Below are 18,265 nucleotides of genomic sequence, written 5' to 3' on the forward strand. Positions count from 1 at the left end.
CGGGGTTTGCGTGAGCCAATTCACTAGACTGGAGCGGACGGCCCACCGACCCCGATCCGAGGAGAACCCTATGCGCCACGTCGCGACCGACGCCCTCGTGGACCCACCGGCCCACAGCCGCATCACCGACTTCCTGCTCATGCAGGCGGGCCAGGACGAGGATCCGCACCTGTACACCGTCCTGGCACCGGAGGGGGCCGCCCGCGAGGTGCGCGCCCGGGAGTTCCTCGCCGCCGTGCAGGGTGTGGCCAAGGGTCTCGTGGCCGCGGGGATCGAGCCCGGGGACCGGGTGGGCATCCTCAGCCGGACGCGCTACGAGTGGACCCTCGCGGACCTCGCGATCTGGTACGCCGGCGCCGTTCCCGTCCCCGTCTACGACTCGTCCTCGACACAGCAGATCGCCTGGATCATGGGCGACTCCGACGCCAAGGCCGTGTTCGTCGAGACGCAGGCCCTCGAGGAGTCCGTGCTCGCTGCCTCGCGGGAGACGCCGTTCCGCGCCGCGGAGAACGTCTGGCGCCTGGACGGCACCGGCACGGGCCTCGACGACCTCGCGCGCGCCGGCGCGGACGTGCCGGACGAGGAGCTCGAGGCCCGCCGCACGTCGCGCGGGCTCGAGGACGTCGCCACGATCATCTACACCTCGGGGACCACCGGACCGCCCAAGGGGTGCGAGCTGACGCACGGGAACTTCGTGCGGCTGTGCGAGAACACGACCCTGGTCGTCGAGGACATCATCCACCCGGGTGCCCGGACGCTCCTGTTCCTGCCGCTGGCCCACGTCTTCGCCCGCTTCGTGGAGGTGATCGCCCTCTACTCCGGGACCGTCCTGGCCCACACCCCGGACGTGAAGAACCTGATGGCGGACCTCGGGGCCTTCCGGCCCACGTTCATCCTGGCCGTCCCGCGCGTGTTCGAGAAGATCTACCAGAGCGCCCGCCTCAAGGCCGAGAAGGCCGGCGGGGCGAAGTCCCTGATCTTCGAGCGCGCGGTGACCACGGCCGTCGCGTACTCGAAGGCCGGTCAGGACGGGCGGGTCCCGCCGCTCCTGCGCGCGCGCCACGCCCTCTACGACCGGCTCGTGTACTCGAAGCTGCGGGACGCGATGGGCGGGGAGGTCACGCACGCCGTCTCGGGCGGCGCCGCCCTCGGCACCCGGCTGGGCCACTTCTTCAACGGGATCGGCGTGTACGTCGTGGAGGGCTACGGGCTCACGGAGACCACGGCCCCGATCGCCGTCAATACCCCGGAGATCGGCAAGATCGGCACCGTGGGCCTGCCGCTGCCGGGCAACGAGGTGCGGATCGGCGAGGACGGGGAGGTCCTGGTCCGGGGCACCCATGTCATGCGCGGCTACCACGGGCGGGAGGACCTCACCGCCGAGGCCTTCGAGGACGGGTGGTTCCGCACCGGCGACCTCGGCTCGCTCGACGAGGACGGCGCCCTCACCCTCACCGGCCGGAAGAAGGAGATCATCGTCACCGCCGGCGGCAAGAACGTGGTCCCCAACGTGCTGGAGGACCCCATCCGCGCCTCGGCCCTGGTCTCCCAGGTCATGGTGGTCGGGGACGACCGGCCGTTCGTGGCCGCCCTCGTGACCCTCGACCAGGACGTGCTCCCCGCCCGCCTGGAGCTGATGGGCCTGGACCCCGCGATGCCGGTGGCGGAGGCCGCCCGCCACCCGAAGGTCGTCGAGCACGTCCAGGACATCGTCACCCGGGCGAACCAGGCGGTCTCCCGCGCGGAGAGCATCCGGGCCTTCGAGATCCTCGACGTCGACTGGACGGAGGCCTCCGGGCACCTGACCCCGTCCATGAAGATCAAGCGGGCCAGGATCGCGCAGGACTTCGCGGACCGGATCGAGGAGATCTACTCGCGCCCCGCCCCCGAACCGGCCGCGGCCCCCGCCACCCCGGCGGAGCGGATCAAGGAGAAGCTCTCCCACGCGCACCTGCCGGGCCGCGGCTGACCCGGGGCCGGCCGGCGGCCGGTGGGATCACCGGCCGCCGACGAGGGCCCCCGGGGACAGCGGTGAGTGCTCGGGGACGTCGAGGCCCAGCAGGGCGTTCTCGACGACCTCGCTCAGGGCGGGGTGGATCCAGTACTGGCCGCGCGCCATCGTGTGCGCGTCGAGGCCGAAGGACATGGCCTGCACCAGCGGCTGGATGAGCAGGGAGGCCTCCTCCCCGATCAGGTGCGCGCCCAGGAGGCGACCGGTGCCCTTCTCCGCGATCAGCTTGCACAGCCCCGTGCGGTCCTCCATGGCCCACCCGTAGGCCGTGGCCCCGTAGTCCTGCACCTTGACGGTGATCTCGCTGCCCTGCTCGACCGCCCACTGCTCGGCCTCCTCCTGCGTCATGCCGACGGAGGCGATCTGCGGGCTGGTGAACACGGCGGAGGGCACGAACCGATGGTCCGTGGCCCGGAGGTCGCCGGGGTTCAGGAGGTTGTGCTGCACCGTGCGGGCCTCGGCGTTGGCCACGTGCTTGAGCTGGTAGGGCGAGCTGATGTCGCCCAGCGCCCACACGCCCTCGACGGGGCGGCCCCCGGAGAGGGCGCGCTGGTGCTCGTCGACGGCCAGCAGCCCGTCCGGCCGCACGTCCAGCCCGCCCGCCCGGGCGTCGAGCACGTCGGTGTTCGGCTGCCGGCCCGTGGCCACCAGCACCACGTCCGCGGGCAGGCGCATGACGAGCTCCGGGTCCTGCGGGTCGCGGAAGGTGACCATCACGGCGCACTCGTCGCCGTCCCACTCCTCGACCTCGCTCAGCGACCAGCCCGTCTCGAGCTTCCACTGCCGGGAGGCCTCCCGGGCGAACCGCTCGGCGATCTCCGGGTCGTGGTAGCGCAGGATCCGGTGCGAGCGGTTGACCTGGGTCACCCGCGCGCCGAGGCTGGAGAAGACGTGGGCGAACTCGGCGCCGATGTAGCCGCCGCCGACCACCACCACGCGGCGGGGCATCTCCTCGATGCGCATCACCGTGTCCGAGGTGTGCACCTGGGGCAGGTCGATCCCGGGGATCTCGGGCCGCACCGGGCGCGAGCCGGAGGCCACCACGATCTGGTCGGCCGTGAGGTCCTCCCCCGAGGCGGTGCGCAGGGTCCGCGGGGCGGTGAAGCGCACGTGCTCCTCGTAGACCGTCACGTGCGGCAGCGTCCGGCGGTACTCGAGCCCGCCGTGGGAGATCGCGTCGATCCGCCCGAAGATCCGGTCCCGCATCTCCCGCCAACGCACGCCCTCCACCGAGACGTCGAGGCCGAGCCGGTCCGCCTCCTGGGCGCGGCGGGCCACGCTCGCCGGGTACGCGTACATCTTCGTCGGGATGCAGCCCACGTTGAGGCAGGTGCCGCCGAAGGTCCCGCCGTCGATGATGGCGACGTCCAGGCCCTCGTAGTCCTCGGTGAGGATCGAGTTGCCCGAGCCGGAGCCGATGATGATGAGGTCGAATTTCCGCATGCGGCCCATCCTATGCGCGGCCGCCGGGCGGCCCCCGCCGGCACCGCGGCCCTCCCGGGGTCGGTGGTGCCGGCGCGGGCGTGCCGGGTCAGCCGGCGGTGTCGAGCGCCAGCAGGAGGTCGCCGCCGGAGACCTGGGTGACGCCCTTGAGGGCCACCCGGGCGACCGTGCCGTCCGTGGGGGCGGTGATGGAGGCCTCCATCTTCATGGCCTCGATGGTGGCCACCTGGCCGCCCGCCTCCACGGTGTCGCCCTCGGCCACCGTCACGGTCACGGCACCCGCGAACGGGGCGGCCACGTGGCCGCGGTCCGTGGGGTCGGCCTTCTCGGTCTCGGGCACCGAGGAGGTGATCGAGGTGTCGCGGACCTCGATCATCCGGGGCTGGCCGTTGAGGGTGACCATCACGGTGCGCATGCCCTTGTCGTCCGGCTCCGAGATGGCCTGCAGGGTCACCAGCAGCCGCACCCCCTTGCCCAGGGAGATCACGTGCTCCCGGTCGGAGGTCAGCCCGTAGAGGAAGTCCCGGGTGTGCAGCAGCGCCAGCTCGCCGTACTTCGCCCGGCTGGCTTCGTAGTCCCGCGTCGGGCCGGCGAACAGCAGCCGGTTCAGCGTGGCACGGCGGGTGGCCGAGTCCCCCGCCAGGGCCTGGGAGTCCTCCGGGGCCAGCTCCGTGATCCCGACCTTGACGTTGCGGCCCTCCAGGGCCTTGGAGCGGAACGGTTCGGGCCACCCGCCGGGAGGCGTGCCGAGCTCCCCGGCGAGGAAGCTGATCACCGAGTCGGGGATGTCGAACTTCTGCGGGTTCGCCTCGAACTCGGCCGGGTCCACGCCCATGCCCACCAGCTGCAGGGCGAGGTCGCCCACGACCTTGGAGGAGGGGGTGACCTTGACCAGCCTGCCGAGCATGGCGTTGGCGGCGGTGTACATGTCCTCGATCGCCTCGAACCGCTCCCCCAGCCCCAGCGCGATGGCCTGCTGGCGCAGGTTGGACAGCTGCCCACCGGGGATCTCGTGCCGGTACACGCGCCCGGTCGGGGCGGTGAGCCCGGACTCGAACGGGGCGTACATCCGGCGGATGACCTCCCAGTAGGGCTCCAGGGCGGTCGCGGCCTCCAGGGGGATGCCGGTGTCCCGGTCGGTGTGGGCCAGGGCGGCGATCAGCGCCGAGGCGGGCACCTGGGAGGTCGTGCCGGCCATCGAGGCCTCGGCCACGTCCACCGCGTCCACGCCCGCGTCGATCGCGGCCATCAGCGTGGCGAGCTGCCCGCCGGCGGTGTCGTGGGTGTGCAGGTGCACGGGCAGGTCGAAGCGCTCCCGCAGGGCGGTCACCAGCTTCGCCGCCGCCGCGGGGCGCAGGAGCCCCGCCATGTCCTTGATCGCCAGCACGTGGGCCCCGGCGTCGACGCACTGCTGGGCGAGCTCGAGGTAGTAGTCCAGGGTGTAGAGGTCCTCGGCCGGGTCGAGCAGGTCCCCGGTGTAGCACAGGGCGACCTCGGCGACCGCGGTGCCCGTCCTGCGCACGGCCTCGATGGCCGGGGCCATCTGCTCCACGTCGTTGAGGGCGTCGAAGATCCGGAAGATGTCCACCCCGGTGGCCGCGGCCTCGGCCACGAACGCGTCCGTCACCTCGGTCGGGTACGGGGTGTAGCCCACGGTGTTGCGCCCGCGCAGCAGCATCTGGATCGGGATGTTCGGCATCGCCTCCCGCAGCAGCCGCAGTCGCTCCCACGGGTCCTCGCCGAGGAAGCGCAGCGCGACGTCGTAGGTCGCCCCGCCCCAGGCCTCCACGGACAGCAGCTGCGGCAGCGTGTGGGCGTAGGCCGGGGCCGCGGCCAGCAGGTCCCGGGTGCGCACCCGGGTGGCCAGCAGCGACTGGTGGGCGTCCCGGAACGTCGTCGAGGTCACCGCCACCGCCTGCTGCTCCCGCAGGGCCCGGGCGAACCCCTCGGGGCCGAGCTCGACGAGCCGCTGCCGCCACCCCGGCGGCGGGGTGTGCTCGGAGGGTCCGTCGAAGGGCGAGCGGAACGGCTCGTCCTGCTTGTCGCCCGGGTAGTGGGGCAGCTTGGTGCGCGGGTCGATGCCCTCCACCCGCTCCCCGTTGGGCTGGTTCACCGTGACCTCGGCCAGCCAGGTCAGCGCCTTGGTGGCCCGGTCCCCGGAGGTGCGGGCCTCGAGCAGCTCGGGGCGGCGCTCGATGAAGTCGGTGGCCACGTTGCCGGCGAGGAACTCCGGGTCGGCCAGCACGGCCTGCAGGAACTGGATGTTGGTGGACACCCCGCGGATCCGGAACTCGGCCAGGGCACGCTGGGACCGGTGCACGGCGGTGGCGTAGTCCCGGCCCCGGCAGGTGAGCTTCACCAGCATCGAGTCGAAGTGCGGGGAGATCTCCGCCCCGGCGTAGACCGTGCCGCCGTCCAGGCGCACCCCCGCGCCGCCGGCGGAGCGGTAGGCGGAGATCTTCCCGACGTCGGGGCGGAACCCGTTGGCCGGGTCCTCGGTGGTGATCCGGCACTGCAGGGCGGCCCCGCGCACGGCCAGCTCGTCCTGGGCGATGCCCAGGTCCGCCAGGGTCTCCCCGGAGGCGATGCGCAGCTGCGACTGGACGAGGTCGACGTCGGTGATCTCCTCGGTCACCGTGTGCTCCACCTGGATGCGCGGGTTCATCTCGATGAACACGTGCTGCCCCGCCCGCTCCCCGGCCGTGTCCACCAGGAACTCCACGGTGCCGGCGTTGACATAGCCGAGCTCCTTCGCGAACTTCACCGCGTCCCGGTGCAGGGCCTGGCGGATCCCCTCGTCGAGGTTCGGCGCCGGGGCGATCTCCACGACCTTCTGGTGCCGGCGCTGCAGGGAGCAGTCGCGCTCGAACAGGTGCACCATCCCGCCCTCGTTGTCGGCGAGGATCTGCACCTCGATGTGGCGGGGCCGGAGCACGGCCTGCTCCAGGAAGACGGTGGGGTCGCCGAAGGCGGTGTCGGCCTCGCGCATCGCGGCGGCCAGCGCCTCGGGCAGCGCCTCGGGGGTCTCCACCCGGCGCATGCCGCGGCCCCCGCCGCCGGCCACGGCCTTCACGAAGATGGGGAACCCGATGCCCTCCGCCTGCGCCAGCAGCTCCTCGGGGTCCGCCGAGGGCTCCGTGGAGGCCAGCGTCGGGATCCCCGCCCGCTTCGCCGCCTTCAGCGCCGCGACCTTGTTGCCGGCCAGCTCCAGGATCTCGGCCCGCGGGCCGACGAAGGTGATGCCCTCGCGCGCGGCGGCACGGGCCAGGTCCGGGTTCTCCGAGAGGAACCCGTAGCCGGGGTAGATCGCGTCCGCCCCGGACTCCTTGGCCACCCGGACGATCTCCTCGACGTCGAGATAGGCCCGCACGGGGTGGCCCTCCTCCCCGATCCGGTACGCCTCGTCGGCCTTCTGCCGGTGGATCGAGTTGCGGTCCTCGTACGGGAACACCGCCACCGTCTTGGCGCCCAGCTCGTAGGCGGCACGGAAGGCACGGATCGCGATCTCGCCGCGATTGGCCACCAGGATCTTGGAGAACATCAACACCCGTTCCGCACCCGGGGCCGTTCGGCGGACACCCGGGCACTGATTCGTCGAAGGTCGTACAACGTCGCGCACACGGTCAGCATGGCCGTCCGCGGGCGGTCCTGACCAGTGAACCACGCCACCCCGGGGCACACTGTGACTGCTGTCACAGAGCGACGTCGTGGTCAGCGTACACGGCGGCGGCGGGGCGGCCGCGGGCGGCTCCGCGCCGGAGCGGGGCGGAGCGCGCCCGCCCGGCTACGATGGGCGCAGCCGTCTCCTCGCCGCGGCCCCCGATCCCGGACCCGAGGAGCCGCTCCTCCCGTTTCCCCGCGAGCGAAGGGTGTCCCCTCCGTGCAGATCGTCAGCGTCAGCAGCCTCAAGGGCGGTGTCGGCAAGTCCTCCGTGACCCTGGGGATCGCCTCGGCGGCCCTGCAGGCGGGAGTGCCCACGCTGGTGGTGGACCTCGACCCGCACGCCGACGCCACGACCGGACTGGGCGTGCACCCGGAGCGCGGTCACGACATCGGGGAGGTGCTGCGCAGGCCGCGCCGGGGAGCGCTCGAGCGCGTGGTCGTTGCCTCGGCCTGGGCGGTGCGGGCCGGTCTGGACAGCAGGGCCCTCGACGTCGCCCCGGGCTCGGCCCGCTCGTCCCACCTCGACCGCTCCGAGTACCGGGAGAAAGACCTGGGCCGGCTGGAGCGCGCGCTCTCCGGCGCCCAGGGGTACGACCTGGTGCTGGTCGACTGCCCGCCCACCCTGAGCGCGCTGACCCGCACGGCGTGGGCCGCCAGCGACAAGGTGCTCTCGGTGGCGGAGCCCTCGCTGTTCTCGGTGGCGGGCACCAAGCGCACGATGACGGCGATCGCCCAGTTCGAGCAGAGCCGCACGTGGGCCGTGCCGGCCGCCGGGGTGGTGGTCAACAAGGTCCAGCACTCGTCGGTGGAGCACCGGCACCGCCTGGACGAGCTGCAGGAGCTGTTCGGCCCCCTGCTGGTCAGCCCGGTGATCCCGGACCTGCCCGTCTGGCAGCAGGCGCAGGGCGCGGCCTGGCCGATCCACCGCTGGCCGGGAGCGGAGGCCCAGGACATCTCCGGGCGGTACACGGCGATCCTGCAGGGCCTGCTCGACGGCTCGTCCTGAGCCGCCCGGCTCAGCCCGCGCTCTGCCGGCGGGCCCGGCGCTCGGAGAGCTCGTCCCCGGGCAGCGGCTCCTGGGCGGGGGCGCGGTCCGCTCCGGTGTGCTCCCCGGGGAGCGCCGCGAGGGTCCCCTCGACCTCGCGCCACACCCGGCCCACGGCGATCCCGAAGACGCCCTGTCCGCCCTGCACCAGGTCGATGACCTCGTGGGGGGACGTGCACGCGTAGACGCTGGCGCCGTCGCTCATCATGGTGAGCCGGGCCAGGTCCTCCACGCCCTGGGCGCGCAGCGCCCCCACGGCGGTGCGGATCTGCTGCAGGGAGACGCCGGTGTCCAGGAGCCGCTTGACGATCTTCAGGACGAGGATGTCGCGGAAGCTGTAGAGCCGCTGCGTGCCGGACCCCGAGGCGCCGCGCACGGTGGGCTCCACGAGACCGGTCCGCGCCCAGTAGTCGAGCTGCCGGTAGGTGATGCCCGCGGCCTTGCAGGCGGTGGGGCCGCGGTAGCCGACGGACTCGTCCCGGATCACGGAGTCGTCGAAGAGGACGCCCTGGGTGCCGTGCGCCGGAGGGCCGCCGGGCTGCTCGCGTTCGCTCACGCCGCCTCCTCGCTCGTGGACCCGGTGCTCGCGGCGCCGGGAGTGGATGGTCTCGCAGAGACGTCCGGATCCCCCCGGGAACACCTCGAGTACACCTTATGACGGTAGACCTCCCCGGGGACGGGGTCAAAGACATCAAGGGCCCGGAGCCCGTGTCGGGCGGACGGGGACGGCTCAGAAGTCCTCGGGGTCGACGTTGTCGAGGAAGTCACGGAACTGCTCGACCTGCGTCTCCGGGGGCAGCTGCGGCTCCCCCTCCCCCGCGCGGGGGGACGGCTCCCGCAGCTCCCCGTCCCCGCTCATCACGAGACCGGCCTCGTCGAGGACGGTCTCGGTGCACAGGATGGGGCAGTCGGTGCGGGCGGCCAGGGCGATCGCGTCCGAGGCGCGGGAGTCGACGACCGTGCCGTCCGAGAACTCGAGCGCGGCGTGGAAGACCCCCTCCTCCACCGTGTGGATCCGCACCCGGGTGAGCGTGCGCCCGAACGCGGTGGCCACCGACAGCACGAGGTCGTGCGTCAGGGGCCGGGGCGGCTCGATCCCCTGCACGGCGAAGACGATGGACGTCGCCTCGTTCGTGCCGATCCAGATCGGCAGGTGCCGTCCACCCTCGACCTCGCGGAGGACGACGACGGGCTGCGCCGACGGCACGTCCATGCGGACGCCCGCGATCTCCATCAGGACCTGGTGCACGGCCACGTCAGCCCTCCACCACGGCGCGCTCCTGGAGCGCGGCGATCTCCGAGCGCACGAGCGAGGTGTGGATGGTGAGGCACAGGCCCGAGATCTCCTGGGCGCGCTCGACCGCGCGGGCCCTCGAGGCGGCGTCCCGGCGGGAGGTGAGGGGCGCGACGGCGCGCTCCACGAGGCCCAGCTCCCGGTCCGCGGCAGCCTTGAAGGGGCGCAGGTGGCGCGGTTCCAGGCCGTGGGCCGTCAGCGCGAGGGCCGCCCGCGTGATGGCGAGGGCGTGGTCGTCGAAGGCCCCGTTCTGCTCCCGGATCAGCCCGTAGCTCACGAGCTCGCGGACGAGCGGGATGCCGGCGCCCGTGCGGGCGGCGAGCTCCCGCAGGTTGTAGGTGCGCGGCGCGCTGACGACCGGCAGGGGGGCGGTGACCGGGTCGGCGGGCTCCGCGGTGCGCCGGGCGTCGTCGGCGCGGGCGTCCTCGTCGGCGTCCAGCCGCTCCCGGATCACCTTCAGCGGGAGGTAGCGGTCGCGCTGGAGCTCCAGGATCCGGCGCAGCCGGTCCACGTCCGCGCGCGAGAACTTGCGGTAGCCGGACGCGGTGCGCGCCGGGTGGACCAGGCCCTTGTCCTCCAGGAAGCGCAGCTTCGAGGCGGTGATGCCGGGGTGGTCCTCGCCGAGCTCCTTGAGCACGGCGCTGATGCCCACCCGGGCCTCGTGCTGGACGTCGTCCCGGTGGGGATCGGTCTCCGCGGGGTCGGTCATGGCTCCCTTCTACTGGTCCGACTGCGAGCGCAGCGAACGGTAGAACGTGAACCGGAACTTCCCGATCTGGACCTCGTCGCCGTTGTCCAGCTGCGCGCTGTCCACGCGGTCGCCGTTGACGTAGGTGCCGTTCAGGGATCCGGAGTCGATGATCTCGAAGGAGTCGCCGCGCCGGACGAACCGCGCGTGCCGGCGCGAGACGGTGACGTCGTCCAGGAAGATCTCGGAGGACGGGTGGCGGCCGGCGGGGACCTCGTCCCGGTCCAGCAGGAAGCGTGACCCGGAGCCGCCGCTGTCGTGGGCCACGAGCAGTGCGCTGCGCGGCGGGAGCGCGGAGACCGCTGAGCTCTCCTCGGGGGAGAGCTTGTGGGAAGCCGCGTGCGAGAGGACCTCGGCCACGATCTGGATCGACGTGGTCTCCGGCTCCCCCTGGGGTGCGTTCGAGCCGTTCTGGGTTCTGGACATCTCTTCCCTCGACTGGTGACGTGTTGGTGGACGGGTCCTGTGGGACCCCTGCCCCGCGACCTCCTGTCCCGGCGGTTCCCGGGCGACCGGCCGGAGCCACCCGGTTGATTGTCAGTGTACCGGGTGGTGGAGACACGGAGGGGCGGCCGGGACACGTCCCGGCTCGCGCGTGGTCGGGTCCTGCGCCGGTCAGTCGAGCTGGGCGGCGTACCCCTCGGCGTCGAGCAGCCCGGAGCGGTAGTCCTCGCCGGAGGGGCGGACCTCGAACAGCCAGCCCTCCGCGTAGGGGGCGGAGTTCACGGTCCCGGGCTCGGCCTCGAGCGCCTCGTTGACCGCGGTGACCTCGCCGGAGACGGGGGCGAAGATGTCGCTCACGGACTTGGTGGACTCGATCTCGCCCACGGCGGCGCCCGCCTCGACGCTCTCCCCCACCTCGGGCAGCTGGACGAACACGACGTCGCCCAGCTCGCTCTGCGCGTGGTCGGTGATCCCGATGCGCACCGCGCCGTCGGCGTCGGGGCCCGCGATCCACTCGTGCTCGGCCGTGTAGGACAGGTCGGCGGGGATGTTGCTCATGGGGTGGCTCCTGGTCCGGCGGGTGCGGTCGGCTCGATTATGGCACAGACGTCCCCGTGGCCCGGGGGCGCGGGACCTCGCGGGTGTCGGCCGCTCAGCAACCCTCCCACGCGGTGATCTCGGCGTGGATCGCCCGCTTGCGCTCCGTCCCCGCGAAGGACGCGTCCACCGAGTTGCGGGCCAGGACTACGGCCTGCTCGTCGGTCAGTCCCAGCGCGTCGCGCAGGTCCTGGAAGACGTCCCCCACGTAGCCGCCGAAGTAGGCCGGGTCGTCGGAGTTGACCGTGACCAGCAGTCCGCGCTCGAGCATGTCCAGGACCGGGTGGTCGGCGAGCGTGTCGACCACGCGCAGCCGCACGTTGGACAGCGGGCACACGGTGAGCGGGACCCGCGCCGCGACGAGGCGGTCCACGAGCTCCGGGTCGCTCAGGCACTGGATGCCGTGGTCCACCCGCTCCACGCGCAGCACGTCGAGGGCCTCCCGGACGTACTCGGGGCCCGCCTCCTCCCCCGCGTGGGCGACGACGTGCAGTCCGGCCGCCCGCGCCCGCGCGTAGACCTCCTCGAAGAGGGCCGGGGGACGGCCGACCTCGGCCGAGTCGAGGCCGATCCCGTCGATGCGCGGCAGCTGGTCCCCAAGGGAGTCGAAGAGCTCGACGGCCTCCGCGGCGGGCCGGTCCCGCAGGAAGCACAGCAGCAGCGTGCTGGTGAGGCCGCGCTCGGTCCGGGCGGCGTCGAGGGCGGCGCGGATGCCGTCGACCACCGTCCCGAGCGGCACGCCCCGGGCGGTGTGCGCCTGCGGGTCGAAGAAGACGTCGACGTGCCGCAGGCCCTGCGCCGCCGCGCGCTCGAGGTATGCCCGGGTCAGCGCCTCGAAGTCGGAGGCGTCGCGCAGCACCGCCATCATGGCGTAGTAGAGCGCCAGGAACGAGGACAGGTCCTCGAAGTCGTACTGCCGCCGCAGCTCCTCGACGGAGCCGTAGGGCAGCTCCACCCCGTTCTTGGCGGCGAGCGCGAACGCGAGCTCGGGCTCGAGGGTGCCCTCGATGTGCAGGTGCAGCTCCGCCTTGGGCAGGGTGTGCAGGTCGTTCAACTCCGGCGCTCCTTCGTGGTCGGCCCCGGGGACCGGAGCACTCGACGTCCCGTGCAGTGTATGCGCCGCGATCGGCGGCGGGGCTCCGCCCCCGCTGCCGGGTCGCCCCGCACCGCCCGACCGCCGTCGGCTCCGCGGCAGGAGTGCTCTAGGCTCGCGAGCGGAGCCGCTCGGAGGAAGGAGTGCCGGATGTCCGGTGTCGTGGTGGTCGGACAGGTGGGACGGGATCTCGTGCTGACCGTGGCGGAGCTGCCGGCGGAGGGCGGTTCCGCCGACGTGCTCGAGCGGCAGGAGCTGCTCGGCGGCAAGGGCGCGAACCAGGCCGTGGCGTGCCGCCAGCTCGGCGCCGAGGTCGCCCTGGTGGGGGTCGTGGGCACCGACTCCGCCGGCGCGGAGGTGCTCGCCCAGGCCGCGGCCGACGGGATCGACGTCGGCGCCGTGGTGCGCCGCGCCGGCGCCCCGACCGCGCTGCTCGTCGACCTCGTAGGGCCGCGCGGGGTCCGCCGCCTGCTGGAGGACGTGGACGCCCGGATGCTGCTGGACGCCGGGGACGTGCGCGCGAGCCGGGACCTGCTGCGCTCGGCGGACGCCGTGCTGGTGCAGCTGCAGCAGCCGGGGGCGGCCGTGACGGAGGCCCTCGAGGCGGCCGCGGCGGGGGGCGCGCTCACGGTGGCCGACGGCGCCCCGGCGGACGGGGCGGTGCGCCGGCGGCTGCTGGGCACCGCGGACGTGGTGCGCGCGGACACCGCCGAGACGGAGGCACTGGTGGGCTGGGCGCCGCGGGACGTGCCGGGGACGGTGCGGGCCGCGGAGTCGCTGCTCGCGGAGGGCCCGCGCGTCGTCGCCCTGGCCACCGGCGAGGGCGACGTGGTCGCCTGGCCGGGCGGGCACGTGCTCCTGCCCCATCTGGGCGAGGATCCCGTGGACCCCACCGGGGCGGGCGACTCGTTCGTGGCCGCGCTCACCGTCGCGCTGCTGCGCGGGGAGAGCCCGGAGTCCGCCGCCTGGTGGGCCGCGGCGGCGGCGGCCGAGGTGGTCGGCAGCGCCGGCGGCCGGCCGGACCTCGACCTGGACCGGCTTCGGGAGTCGGCCTCCCGGGCCCGCCGGTAGGCAGCTCGGGTGCCGGCGGCGCCGTCCCCGGGAACGAGAGAAGGCCGGTGGTCCGCGTTCCCGCGGTCCACCGGCCTCGAATCGTCGGGCTGACAGGATTTGAACCTGCGACCCCTTGACCCCCAGTCAAGTGCGCTACCAAGCTGCGCCACAGCCCGAAGTGCTCAGTACGTTCCCGCCCCGAGCACTCGCATCACATTACAGCAAGCTCCGGCGGAATTCATCTCGGCGGGCGCCTCAGCGCTTCCGGTTCCGCTTCTCCCGCACGCGCATGGACACCTCGATGGGGGTGCCCTCGAAACCGAAGGTCTCGCGGAGGCGGCGGGTGATGAACCGCCGGTACCCGGGGTCGAGGAAACCGGTGGTGAACAGCACGAAGCGCGGCGGCCGGGAGGAGGCCTGGGTGCCGAAGAGGATGCGCGGCTGCTTGCCGCCGCGCACGGGGTGCGGGTGGGCGGCCACGATCTCGCCGAGGAACGCGTTGAGCCGCCCGGTGGGGACGCGGGTGTCCCACGAGGCCAGGGCGGTCTCCAGGGCGGGGACCAGCCGGTCCTTGTGCCAGCCGGTCTTCGCCGAGACGTTCACCCGCGGCGCCCAGGCCACGTGCGCGAGGTCGCGGTCGATCTCCCGCTCCAGGTAGTAGCGGCGGTCCTCGTCCATGAGGTCCCACTTGTTGAAGGCGAGCACGAGGGCGCGGCCGGAGTCCACCGCCAGCTGCAGGATGCGGACGTCCTGCTCGGAGAGCACCTCGTCCGCGGCCAGCAGCACCACGGCCACCTCGGCGCGCTCGAGGGCGGCCTGGGTGCGCAGGGACGCGTAGAAGTCCGCGCCCTGGGCCATGTGCACGCGGCGGCGGATGCCCGCGGTGTCGATGAAGCGCCAGGGTTTGCCGCCCAGCTCGATGAGCTCGTCCACGGGGTCGCGGGTGGTCCCGGCCAGGGGGTCCACGACGACGCGCTCGGAGCCGGCCAGCTTGTTGAGCAGCGAGGACTTGCCCACGTTCGGGCGCCCGATGAGCGCCACGCGGCGGGGCCCGCCGGTCAGCTCGGTCTCGGCCACGGCGGAGAACTCCGGCAGCAGGTCCGTGACCGCGTCGAGGACGTCGGCGGCGCCGCGCCCGTGCAGGGCGGACACCGGGTGCGGCTCCCCCATGCCGAGGGACCACAGGTAGGTGGCCTCGACCTCGAGCTGCGGGGAGTCCACCTTGTTGGCGACCAGAATCACCGGCTTCCGGACCTTGCGCAGCATCTTCACGATGGCCTCGTCCGCGGCGGTGACGCCCACGGTGGCGTCGAGCACGAGCAGCACGGCGTCGGCGAACTCCACGGCCATCTCGGCCTGCTCGGCGACGCGGGCGTTGATGCCCTTGGCGTCGTACTCCCACCCGCCGGTGTCCACGAGGGTGAAGTTGCGCCCGTTCCAGGTGGCCCGGTAGGAGACGCGGTCCCGGGTCACGCCCGGGGTGTCCTCCACGACGGCCTCGCGCCGGCCGAGGATGCGGTTGACGAGGGTCGACTTGCCGACGTTGGGGCGGCCCACGATGGCGAGCACCGGGGCGGGCCGGCGCACGGGGGCCTGGTCCCCGTCCTCCGCCCACTCGGCGAGCAGCGCGGCGTCCTCCTCGTCGAGCTCGTAGTCCTCGAGCCCGGCCCGCAGCGCCTGCGCGCGCTGCTCGGCCTCGTCGTCGTCGATGGCCGCGAGCCGCTGGGCGACGTCGTCCGTGGTGCCGTCGAGGATCTCGGCCTCGTAGGGGTCGTGGGCGGTGTCGTGCGCGGAGTTCTCGGGGTTGCCGGTCATGGCTGTCCTTCGCTGGGCCGGGTGCGGCCGGTCGGGGTGCGGAAAAATGTCGGGGGGGGGGGGGCGGGGCGGAGCGGTTCAGGCGGAGCGGCCCGCGGCCCGGACGACCACGTCGATGACGGCCTGGACCGTCTGCTCCACGGTGAGCTCGGAGGAGTCGATCGTCACGACGCCGTCGGCGGCCTCGGTGAAGTTCACGACCGTCGCGTCCTTGGCGTCCCGGCCCACGACCCGGGCCCGCAGCTGCTCGGCGTCCTCGACGCCGCCGTTCTGCAGGCCGCGCCGGGCCATCCGGGCCCGTTCGTCGGCGGTGAGCAGGATCCGGGCGTCGGCGTCGGGGGCCACCACGGTGGTGGTGTCCCGGCCCTCGGCCACGATGCGCCGGCCGCTGTCCGCGATGAGCTCCTGCTGGCGGGCCACCAGCACCGCCCGCGCGGCCTGGTTGGTGGCCACGGCGCTGACCGCCTCGGTCACCCGGGCGCCGCGGATCTCGACGCCCACATCGGTCCCGCCCACGAACACCAGCTCCCGGTCGGGGTCGGTGCCCTGGGCGAGCGGGAAGGAGCGGGCGGCCTCGACCACGGCGCCGCCGTCGGAGAGGTCCACCCCGCGGTCGAGGCACCACCACGTCAGCGCGCGGTACATCGCGCCCGTGTCCAGGTAGGCGAGGCCGAAGCGGCGGGCCACCTCCTTGGACACGCTGGACTTGCCGGAGCCGGAGGGCCCGTCGATGGCGACGACCAGCTGCCGGCCGGCGGCGGCCGGCGCCCCGGTGCCGGGTGCTGCGCTGCGGGCGGTGTTCGTTCCGGTGTTCACTGCACGACCTTCCATCCGCGCTCCTGGAGCGCCTCGACGAGTTCCTTGCGGCGGTTGGGCAGCACGGAGACCTCCACGAGGCCCACGGGCTGGCCCGGGGAGTGCTCGAGGCGCAGGTCCTCGAGGTTGACGCCGATCTCCCCGATCTCGGTGAGCAGCCGGGCGATCTGCCCGGGGACGTCCCCGACGAGCACGGTGAGGGTCGCGAACGCGCGGGGCGCGCCGCCGTGCTTGCCCGGGATCCGGGCCCGGCCGGCGTTGCCCTCCGACATCAGCTGGGCGATGTCCAGCCGGGCGCCCGGGGCCCGCGGGGCCTCGAGCGTGGCGATGAGCCGGTCGAGGTCCTCGCGCACCCCGTGCAGGGACGCCACCACGGGAGCGGCGTTCGCGGAGAGGATCTGCACCCACAGTCCCGGGTCCGAGGCGGCGATGCGGGTCGTGTCCCGCAGCCCCTGGCCCGCGAGGGACAGGTGGTGCAGCGGGGTGTCCTGCAGCCGGGAGGCCAGCAGGGAGGACATCACCTGCGGCAGGTGGGAGATCAGCGCCACGGTCGCGTCGTGCTCGCGGGCGTCCATGAACGTGACCGTCGCCCCGAGGTCCACGGCCAGGTTCTTCGCCGCGGCGAGCGCCGCGGGCGCGGAGCGGCCCGAGTCGCACACGACCCAGGGCATGGACGTGAACAGCTCGCCGCGGGCGGCCACGGGGCCGGACTTCTCCCGCCCGGCCATGGGGTGGGTGCCCACGTAGCGGGCGAGGTCCCCGCCCCGGGCGCGCACGTCCTCCAGCACGGACTCCTTCACGGAGGCGATGTCGAGGACGACCGCCTCCGGGTGCCGTCCCAGCGCCTCGACCACGGTCTCGGCGGTGACGTCGGGCGGGGTGGCGACGACGACGAGGGCCGGCTCCGGCACCCGGTCCTCCCCCGCCGCGCGGCAGGAGCGGCCGGCGCCGATGTCCTGGGCCACGGCCTCGGCGGTGGGCGAGGAGTCCTGCAGCCAGACGTCCACGCCGAGGTGGCGCAGGCCCAGGCCGATGCTGGCGCCGAGCAGGCCGGCGCCGACCACGAGCACGGGCCCGGCGGTCGCCGCGGGGGGCGGCGGTGCGGTGGGGGTCTGCGTCACGGGCGCTCCCTACATGCCCACCGAGGCGAGGAGGTGCCCGACCTCGGTCTTCGACAGGCGGCGGATGGTGCCCTGGCGCTGGTCCCCGATCCGGATGGGGCCGACCTCGGTGCGCACGAGCTTCTCGACGGGGTGGCCCACGGCGTCGAAGAGCCGGCGCACGATGCGGTTGCGCCCGGAGTGCAGGACGACCTCGACGAGCAGGTGGCCGGGGGTGGAGTCCACGAGCCGGAAGGAGTCGACGGAGGCGATGCCGTCCTCGAGCTCGATGCCGGCCTTCATGGCCGCGCCGACGCCCTTCTCCATGGGCCCGCGGACCTGCACGAGGTAGGTCTTGGGGACCTCGTAGGAGGGGTGGGTGAGCCGGTTGGTCAGCTCGCCGTCGTTGGTCAGCAGCAGGAGGCCCTCGGTCTCGACGTCGAGGCGGCCCACGTGGAAGACGCGCTCGTTCTTCTGCTGGTTGAGGTAGTCGGCCACGCACGGCCGGCCCTCGGGGTCCTCCATGGTGGAGAGCACCCCCTCGGGCTTGTTGAAGGCGTAGTAGACGAGGTTCTCGTCGAGCTGCACGCGGACGCCGTCGACGTGGATCTCGACGGTGTCCGGGTCCACGCGGATGCCGAGCTCGGTGATGGTCTCCCCGTTGACCTGCACGCGGCCGGCCTCGATCATCTCCTCGCACACGCGCCGCGAGGCCACGCCGGCCTGGGCCATGAGCTTCTGCAGCCGCACCCCGTCCGGGTCGTGCTGGTCCAGCCGGTCCACGGGCGGGTTCTTGGGCCGGCGCTTCCGGTGCGGCGGGCGGTACGGGGTGGCGGGCATCCGCCGGGCGCTCTTCTCGGAGGACGCGAACGGGCGGGGCCCGCGGTCCTGACCGGTGCCCGTCGAGGACCCGCCCCTGGCGGCGCCGCCCTTCGCGGCGCCCCCCTTGGCGGCACCGCCCTTGCCGGCGCCGCCCTTGCCGGCACCGGCCTTGGCGGGGCCGCGGCCGGGAGCGCCCTTCCCGCCCTGGAACGACGTGCCGCCCTGGCCGGTGCGGGGCTTCTGGCCGCCCTGGGAGCCGGGGGCGCGGCGGCCGCCGGGCCCGGGGCGGCCGGATGATGAACGTGAAGTGGCCATGGTGGT

General features: G+C 73.7%; 15 protein-coding genes and 1 tRNA gene. 3 read left to right on the forward strand and 13 right to left on the reverse strand.

From position 1 onward, the window contains the following. Positions 1-70 precede the first annotated feature (70 nt). Positions 71-1,969: a long-chain fatty acid--CoA ligase gene (locus RF644_RS09835; protein ID WP_368796371.1), complete on the forward strand. Its 1,899-nt coding sequence runs from the start codon at positions 71-73 to the stop codon at positions 1,967-1,969. A gap of 27 nt (positions 1,970-1,996) precedes the next feature. On the opposite strand, the gene RF644_RS09840 is transcribed toward RF644_RS09835, so the two are convergent. Then, a complete protein-coding gene (locus tag RF644_RS09840; protein ID WP_368796372.1) occupies positions 1,997-3,454 on the reverse strand; it encodes a mycothione reductase in 1,458 nt (485 codons plus the stop codon). Between the two features lie 88 nt (positions 3,455-3,542). Next, positions 3,543-6,995: a pyruvate carboxylase gene (locus RF644_RS09845; protein WP_368796373.1), complete on the reverse strand. Its 3,453-nt coding sequence runs from the start codon at positions 6,993-6,995 to the stop codon at positions 3,543-3,545. A 339-nt stretch (positions 6,996-7,334) separates the two neighbouring features. Here RF644_RS09845 and RF644_RS09850 point away from each other — a divergent pair, with 339 nt between their 5' ends. Continuing rightward, positions 7,335-8,123, forward strand: a complete 789-nt coding sequence (locus RF644_RS09850; protein ID WP_017833709.1) for a ParA family protein — start codon at positions 7,335-7,337, stop codon at positions 8,121-8,123. Between the two features lie 10 nt (positions 8,124-8,133). On the opposite strand, the gene RF644_RS09855 is transcribed toward RF644_RS09850, so the two are convergent. The 6 genes from RF644_RS09855 to RF644_RS09880 form a co-directional block, all read right to left on the reverse strand. Beyond that, on the reverse strand, positions 8,134-8,718 hold the full coding sequence (locus RF644_RS09855) for a MerR family transcriptional regulator (RefSeq protein ID WP_017833710.1): 585 nt from the start codon (positions 8,716-8,718) through the stop codon (positions 8,134-8,136). A 174-nt stretch (positions 8,719-8,892) separates the two neighbouring features. Continuing rightward, positions 8,893-9,396 (reverse strand): bifunctional nuclease family protein, encoded by a 504-nt coding sequence (locus tag RF644_RS09860; protein ID WP_031283123.1) that lies wholly within the window; start codon positions 9,394-9,396, stop codon positions 8,893-8,895. A 22-nt stretch (positions 9,397-9,418) separates the two neighbouring features. Beyond that, positions 9,419-10,165, reverse strand: a complete 747-nt coding sequence (locus RF644_RS09865) for a MerR family transcriptional regulator (protein WP_368796374.1) — start codon at positions 10,163-10,165, stop codon at positions 9,419-9,421. Positions 10,166-10,174: 9 nt separating this feature from the next. Continuing rightward, positions 10,175-10,630 (reverse strand): FHA domain-containing protein, encoded by a 456-nt coding sequence (locus RF644_RS09870; protein ID WP_017833713.1) that lies wholly within the window; start codon positions 10,628-10,630, stop codon positions 10,175-10,177. 189 nt (positions 10,631-10,819) lie between these two features. Further along, the gene (gene gcvH / locus RF644_RS09875; RefSeq protein WP_126350063.1) at positions 10,820-11,206 is read right to left on the reverse strand and encodes a glycine cleavage system protein GcvH; all 387 of its coding nucleotides are present in this window, start codon (positions 11,204-11,206) and stop codon (positions 10,820-10,822) included. 94 nt (positions 11,207-11,300) lie between these two features. After that, positions 11,301-12,299, reverse strand: coding sequence for an adenosine deaminase (locus tag RF644_RS09880; protein WP_368796375.1), 999 nt, complete (start codon positions 12,297-12,299; stop codon positions 11,301-11,303). A 189-nt stretch (positions 12,300-12,488) separates the two neighbouring features. Here RF644_RS09880 and RF644_RS09885 point away from each other — a divergent pair, with 189 nt between their 5' ends. Next, positions 12,489-13,409, forward strand: a complete 921-nt coding sequence (locus RF644_RS09885) for a PfkB family carbohydrate kinase (protein WP_368796376.1) — start codon at positions 12,489-12,491, stop codon at positions 13,407-13,409. Positions 13,410-13,493: 84 nt separating this feature from the next. Here the strand turns inward: RF644_RS09885 and RF644_RS09890 are convergent. The 5 genes from RF644_RS09890 to RF644_RS09910 form a co-directional block, all read right to left on the reverse strand. Next, positions 13,494-13,567, reverse strand: a tRNA-Pro gene (locus RF644_RS09890). A gap of 79 nt (positions 13,568-13,646) precedes the next feature. Further along, the gene (gene der, locus RF644_RS09895) at positions 13,647-15,206 is read right to left on the reverse strand and encodes a ribosome biogenesis GTPase Der (RefSeq protein ID WP_368796377.1); all 1,560 of its coding nucleotides are present in this window, start codon (positions 15,204-15,206) and stop codon (positions 13,647-13,649) included. A gap of 78 nt (positions 15,207-15,284) precedes the next feature. Further along, positions 15,285-15,950, reverse strand: a complete 666-nt coding sequence (cmk, locus tag RF644_RS09900; protein WP_052132749.1) for a (d)CMP kinase — start codon at positions 15,948-15,950, stop codon at positions 15,285-15,287. A gap of 68 nt (positions 15,951-16,018) precedes the next feature. Then, positions 16,019-17,143, reverse strand: coding sequence for a prephenate dehydrogenase (locus RF644_RS09905; protein WP_368796378.1), 1,125 nt, complete (start codon positions 17,141-17,143; stop codon positions 16,019-16,021). 9 nt (positions 17,144-17,152) lie between these two features. Continuing rightward, positions 17,153-18,259: a pseudouridine synthase gene (locus tag RF644_RS09910; protein ID WP_368796379.1), complete on the reverse strand. Its 1,107-nt coding sequence runs from the start codon at positions 18,257-18,259 to the stop codon at positions 17,153-17,155. Between the last annotated feature and the right edge of the window lie 6 nt (positions 18,260-18,265).

This window comes from Kocuria sp. CPCC 205258, from assembly GCF_040981005.1.
GTDB classification, from domain to species: domain Bacteria; phylum Actinomycetota; class Actinomycetes; order Actinomycetales; family Micrococcaceae; genus Kocuria; species Kocuria rosea.

What these genes read in the sequence shown, in the direction of transcription:
- RF644_RS09835 (WP_368796371.1), top strand. Translation starts at nt 71, where the DNA reads ATGCGCCACGTCGCGACCGACGCCCTCGTGGACCCACCGGCCCACAGC.
- RF644_RS09840 (WP_368796372.1), bottom strand. Translation starts at nt 3,454, where the DNA reads ATGCGGAAATTCGACCTCATCATCATCGGCTCCGGCTCGGGCAACTCG.
- RF644_RS09845 (WP_368796373.1), bottom strand. Translation starts at nt 6,995, where the DNA reads ATGTTCTCCAAGATCCTGGTGGCCAATCGCGGCGAGATCGCGATCCGT.
- RF644_RS09860 (WP_031283123.1), bottom strand. Translation starts at nt 9,396, where the DNA reads ATGGAGATCGCGGGCGTCCGCATGGACGTGCCGTCGGCGCAGCCCGTC.
- RF644_RS09865 (WP_368796374.1), bottom strand. Translation starts at nt 10,165, where the DNA reads ATGACCGACCCCGCGGAGACCGATCCCCACCGGGACGACGTCCAGCAC.
- RF644_RS09870 (WP_017833713.1), bottom strand. Translation starts at nt 10,630, where the DNA reads ATGTCCAGAACCCAGAACGGCTCGAACGCACCCCAGGGGGAGCCGGAG.
- gcvH (WP_126350063.1), bottom strand. Translation starts at nt 11,206, where the DNA reads ATGAGCAACATCCCCGCCGACCTGTCCTACACGGCCGAGCACGAGTGG.
- RF644_RS09885 (WP_368796376.1), top strand. Translation starts at nt 12,489, where the DNA reads ATGTCCGGTGTCGTGGTGGTCGGACAGGTGGGACGGGATCTCGTGCTG.
- der (WP_368796377.1), bottom strand. Translation starts at nt 15,206, where the DNA reads ATGACCGGCAACCCCGAGAACTCCGCGCACGACACCGCCCACGACCCC.
- RF644_RS09910 (WP_368796379.1), bottom strand. Translation starts at nt 18,259, where the DNA reads ATGGCCACTTCACGTTCATCATCCGGCCGCCCCGGGCCCGGCGGCCGC.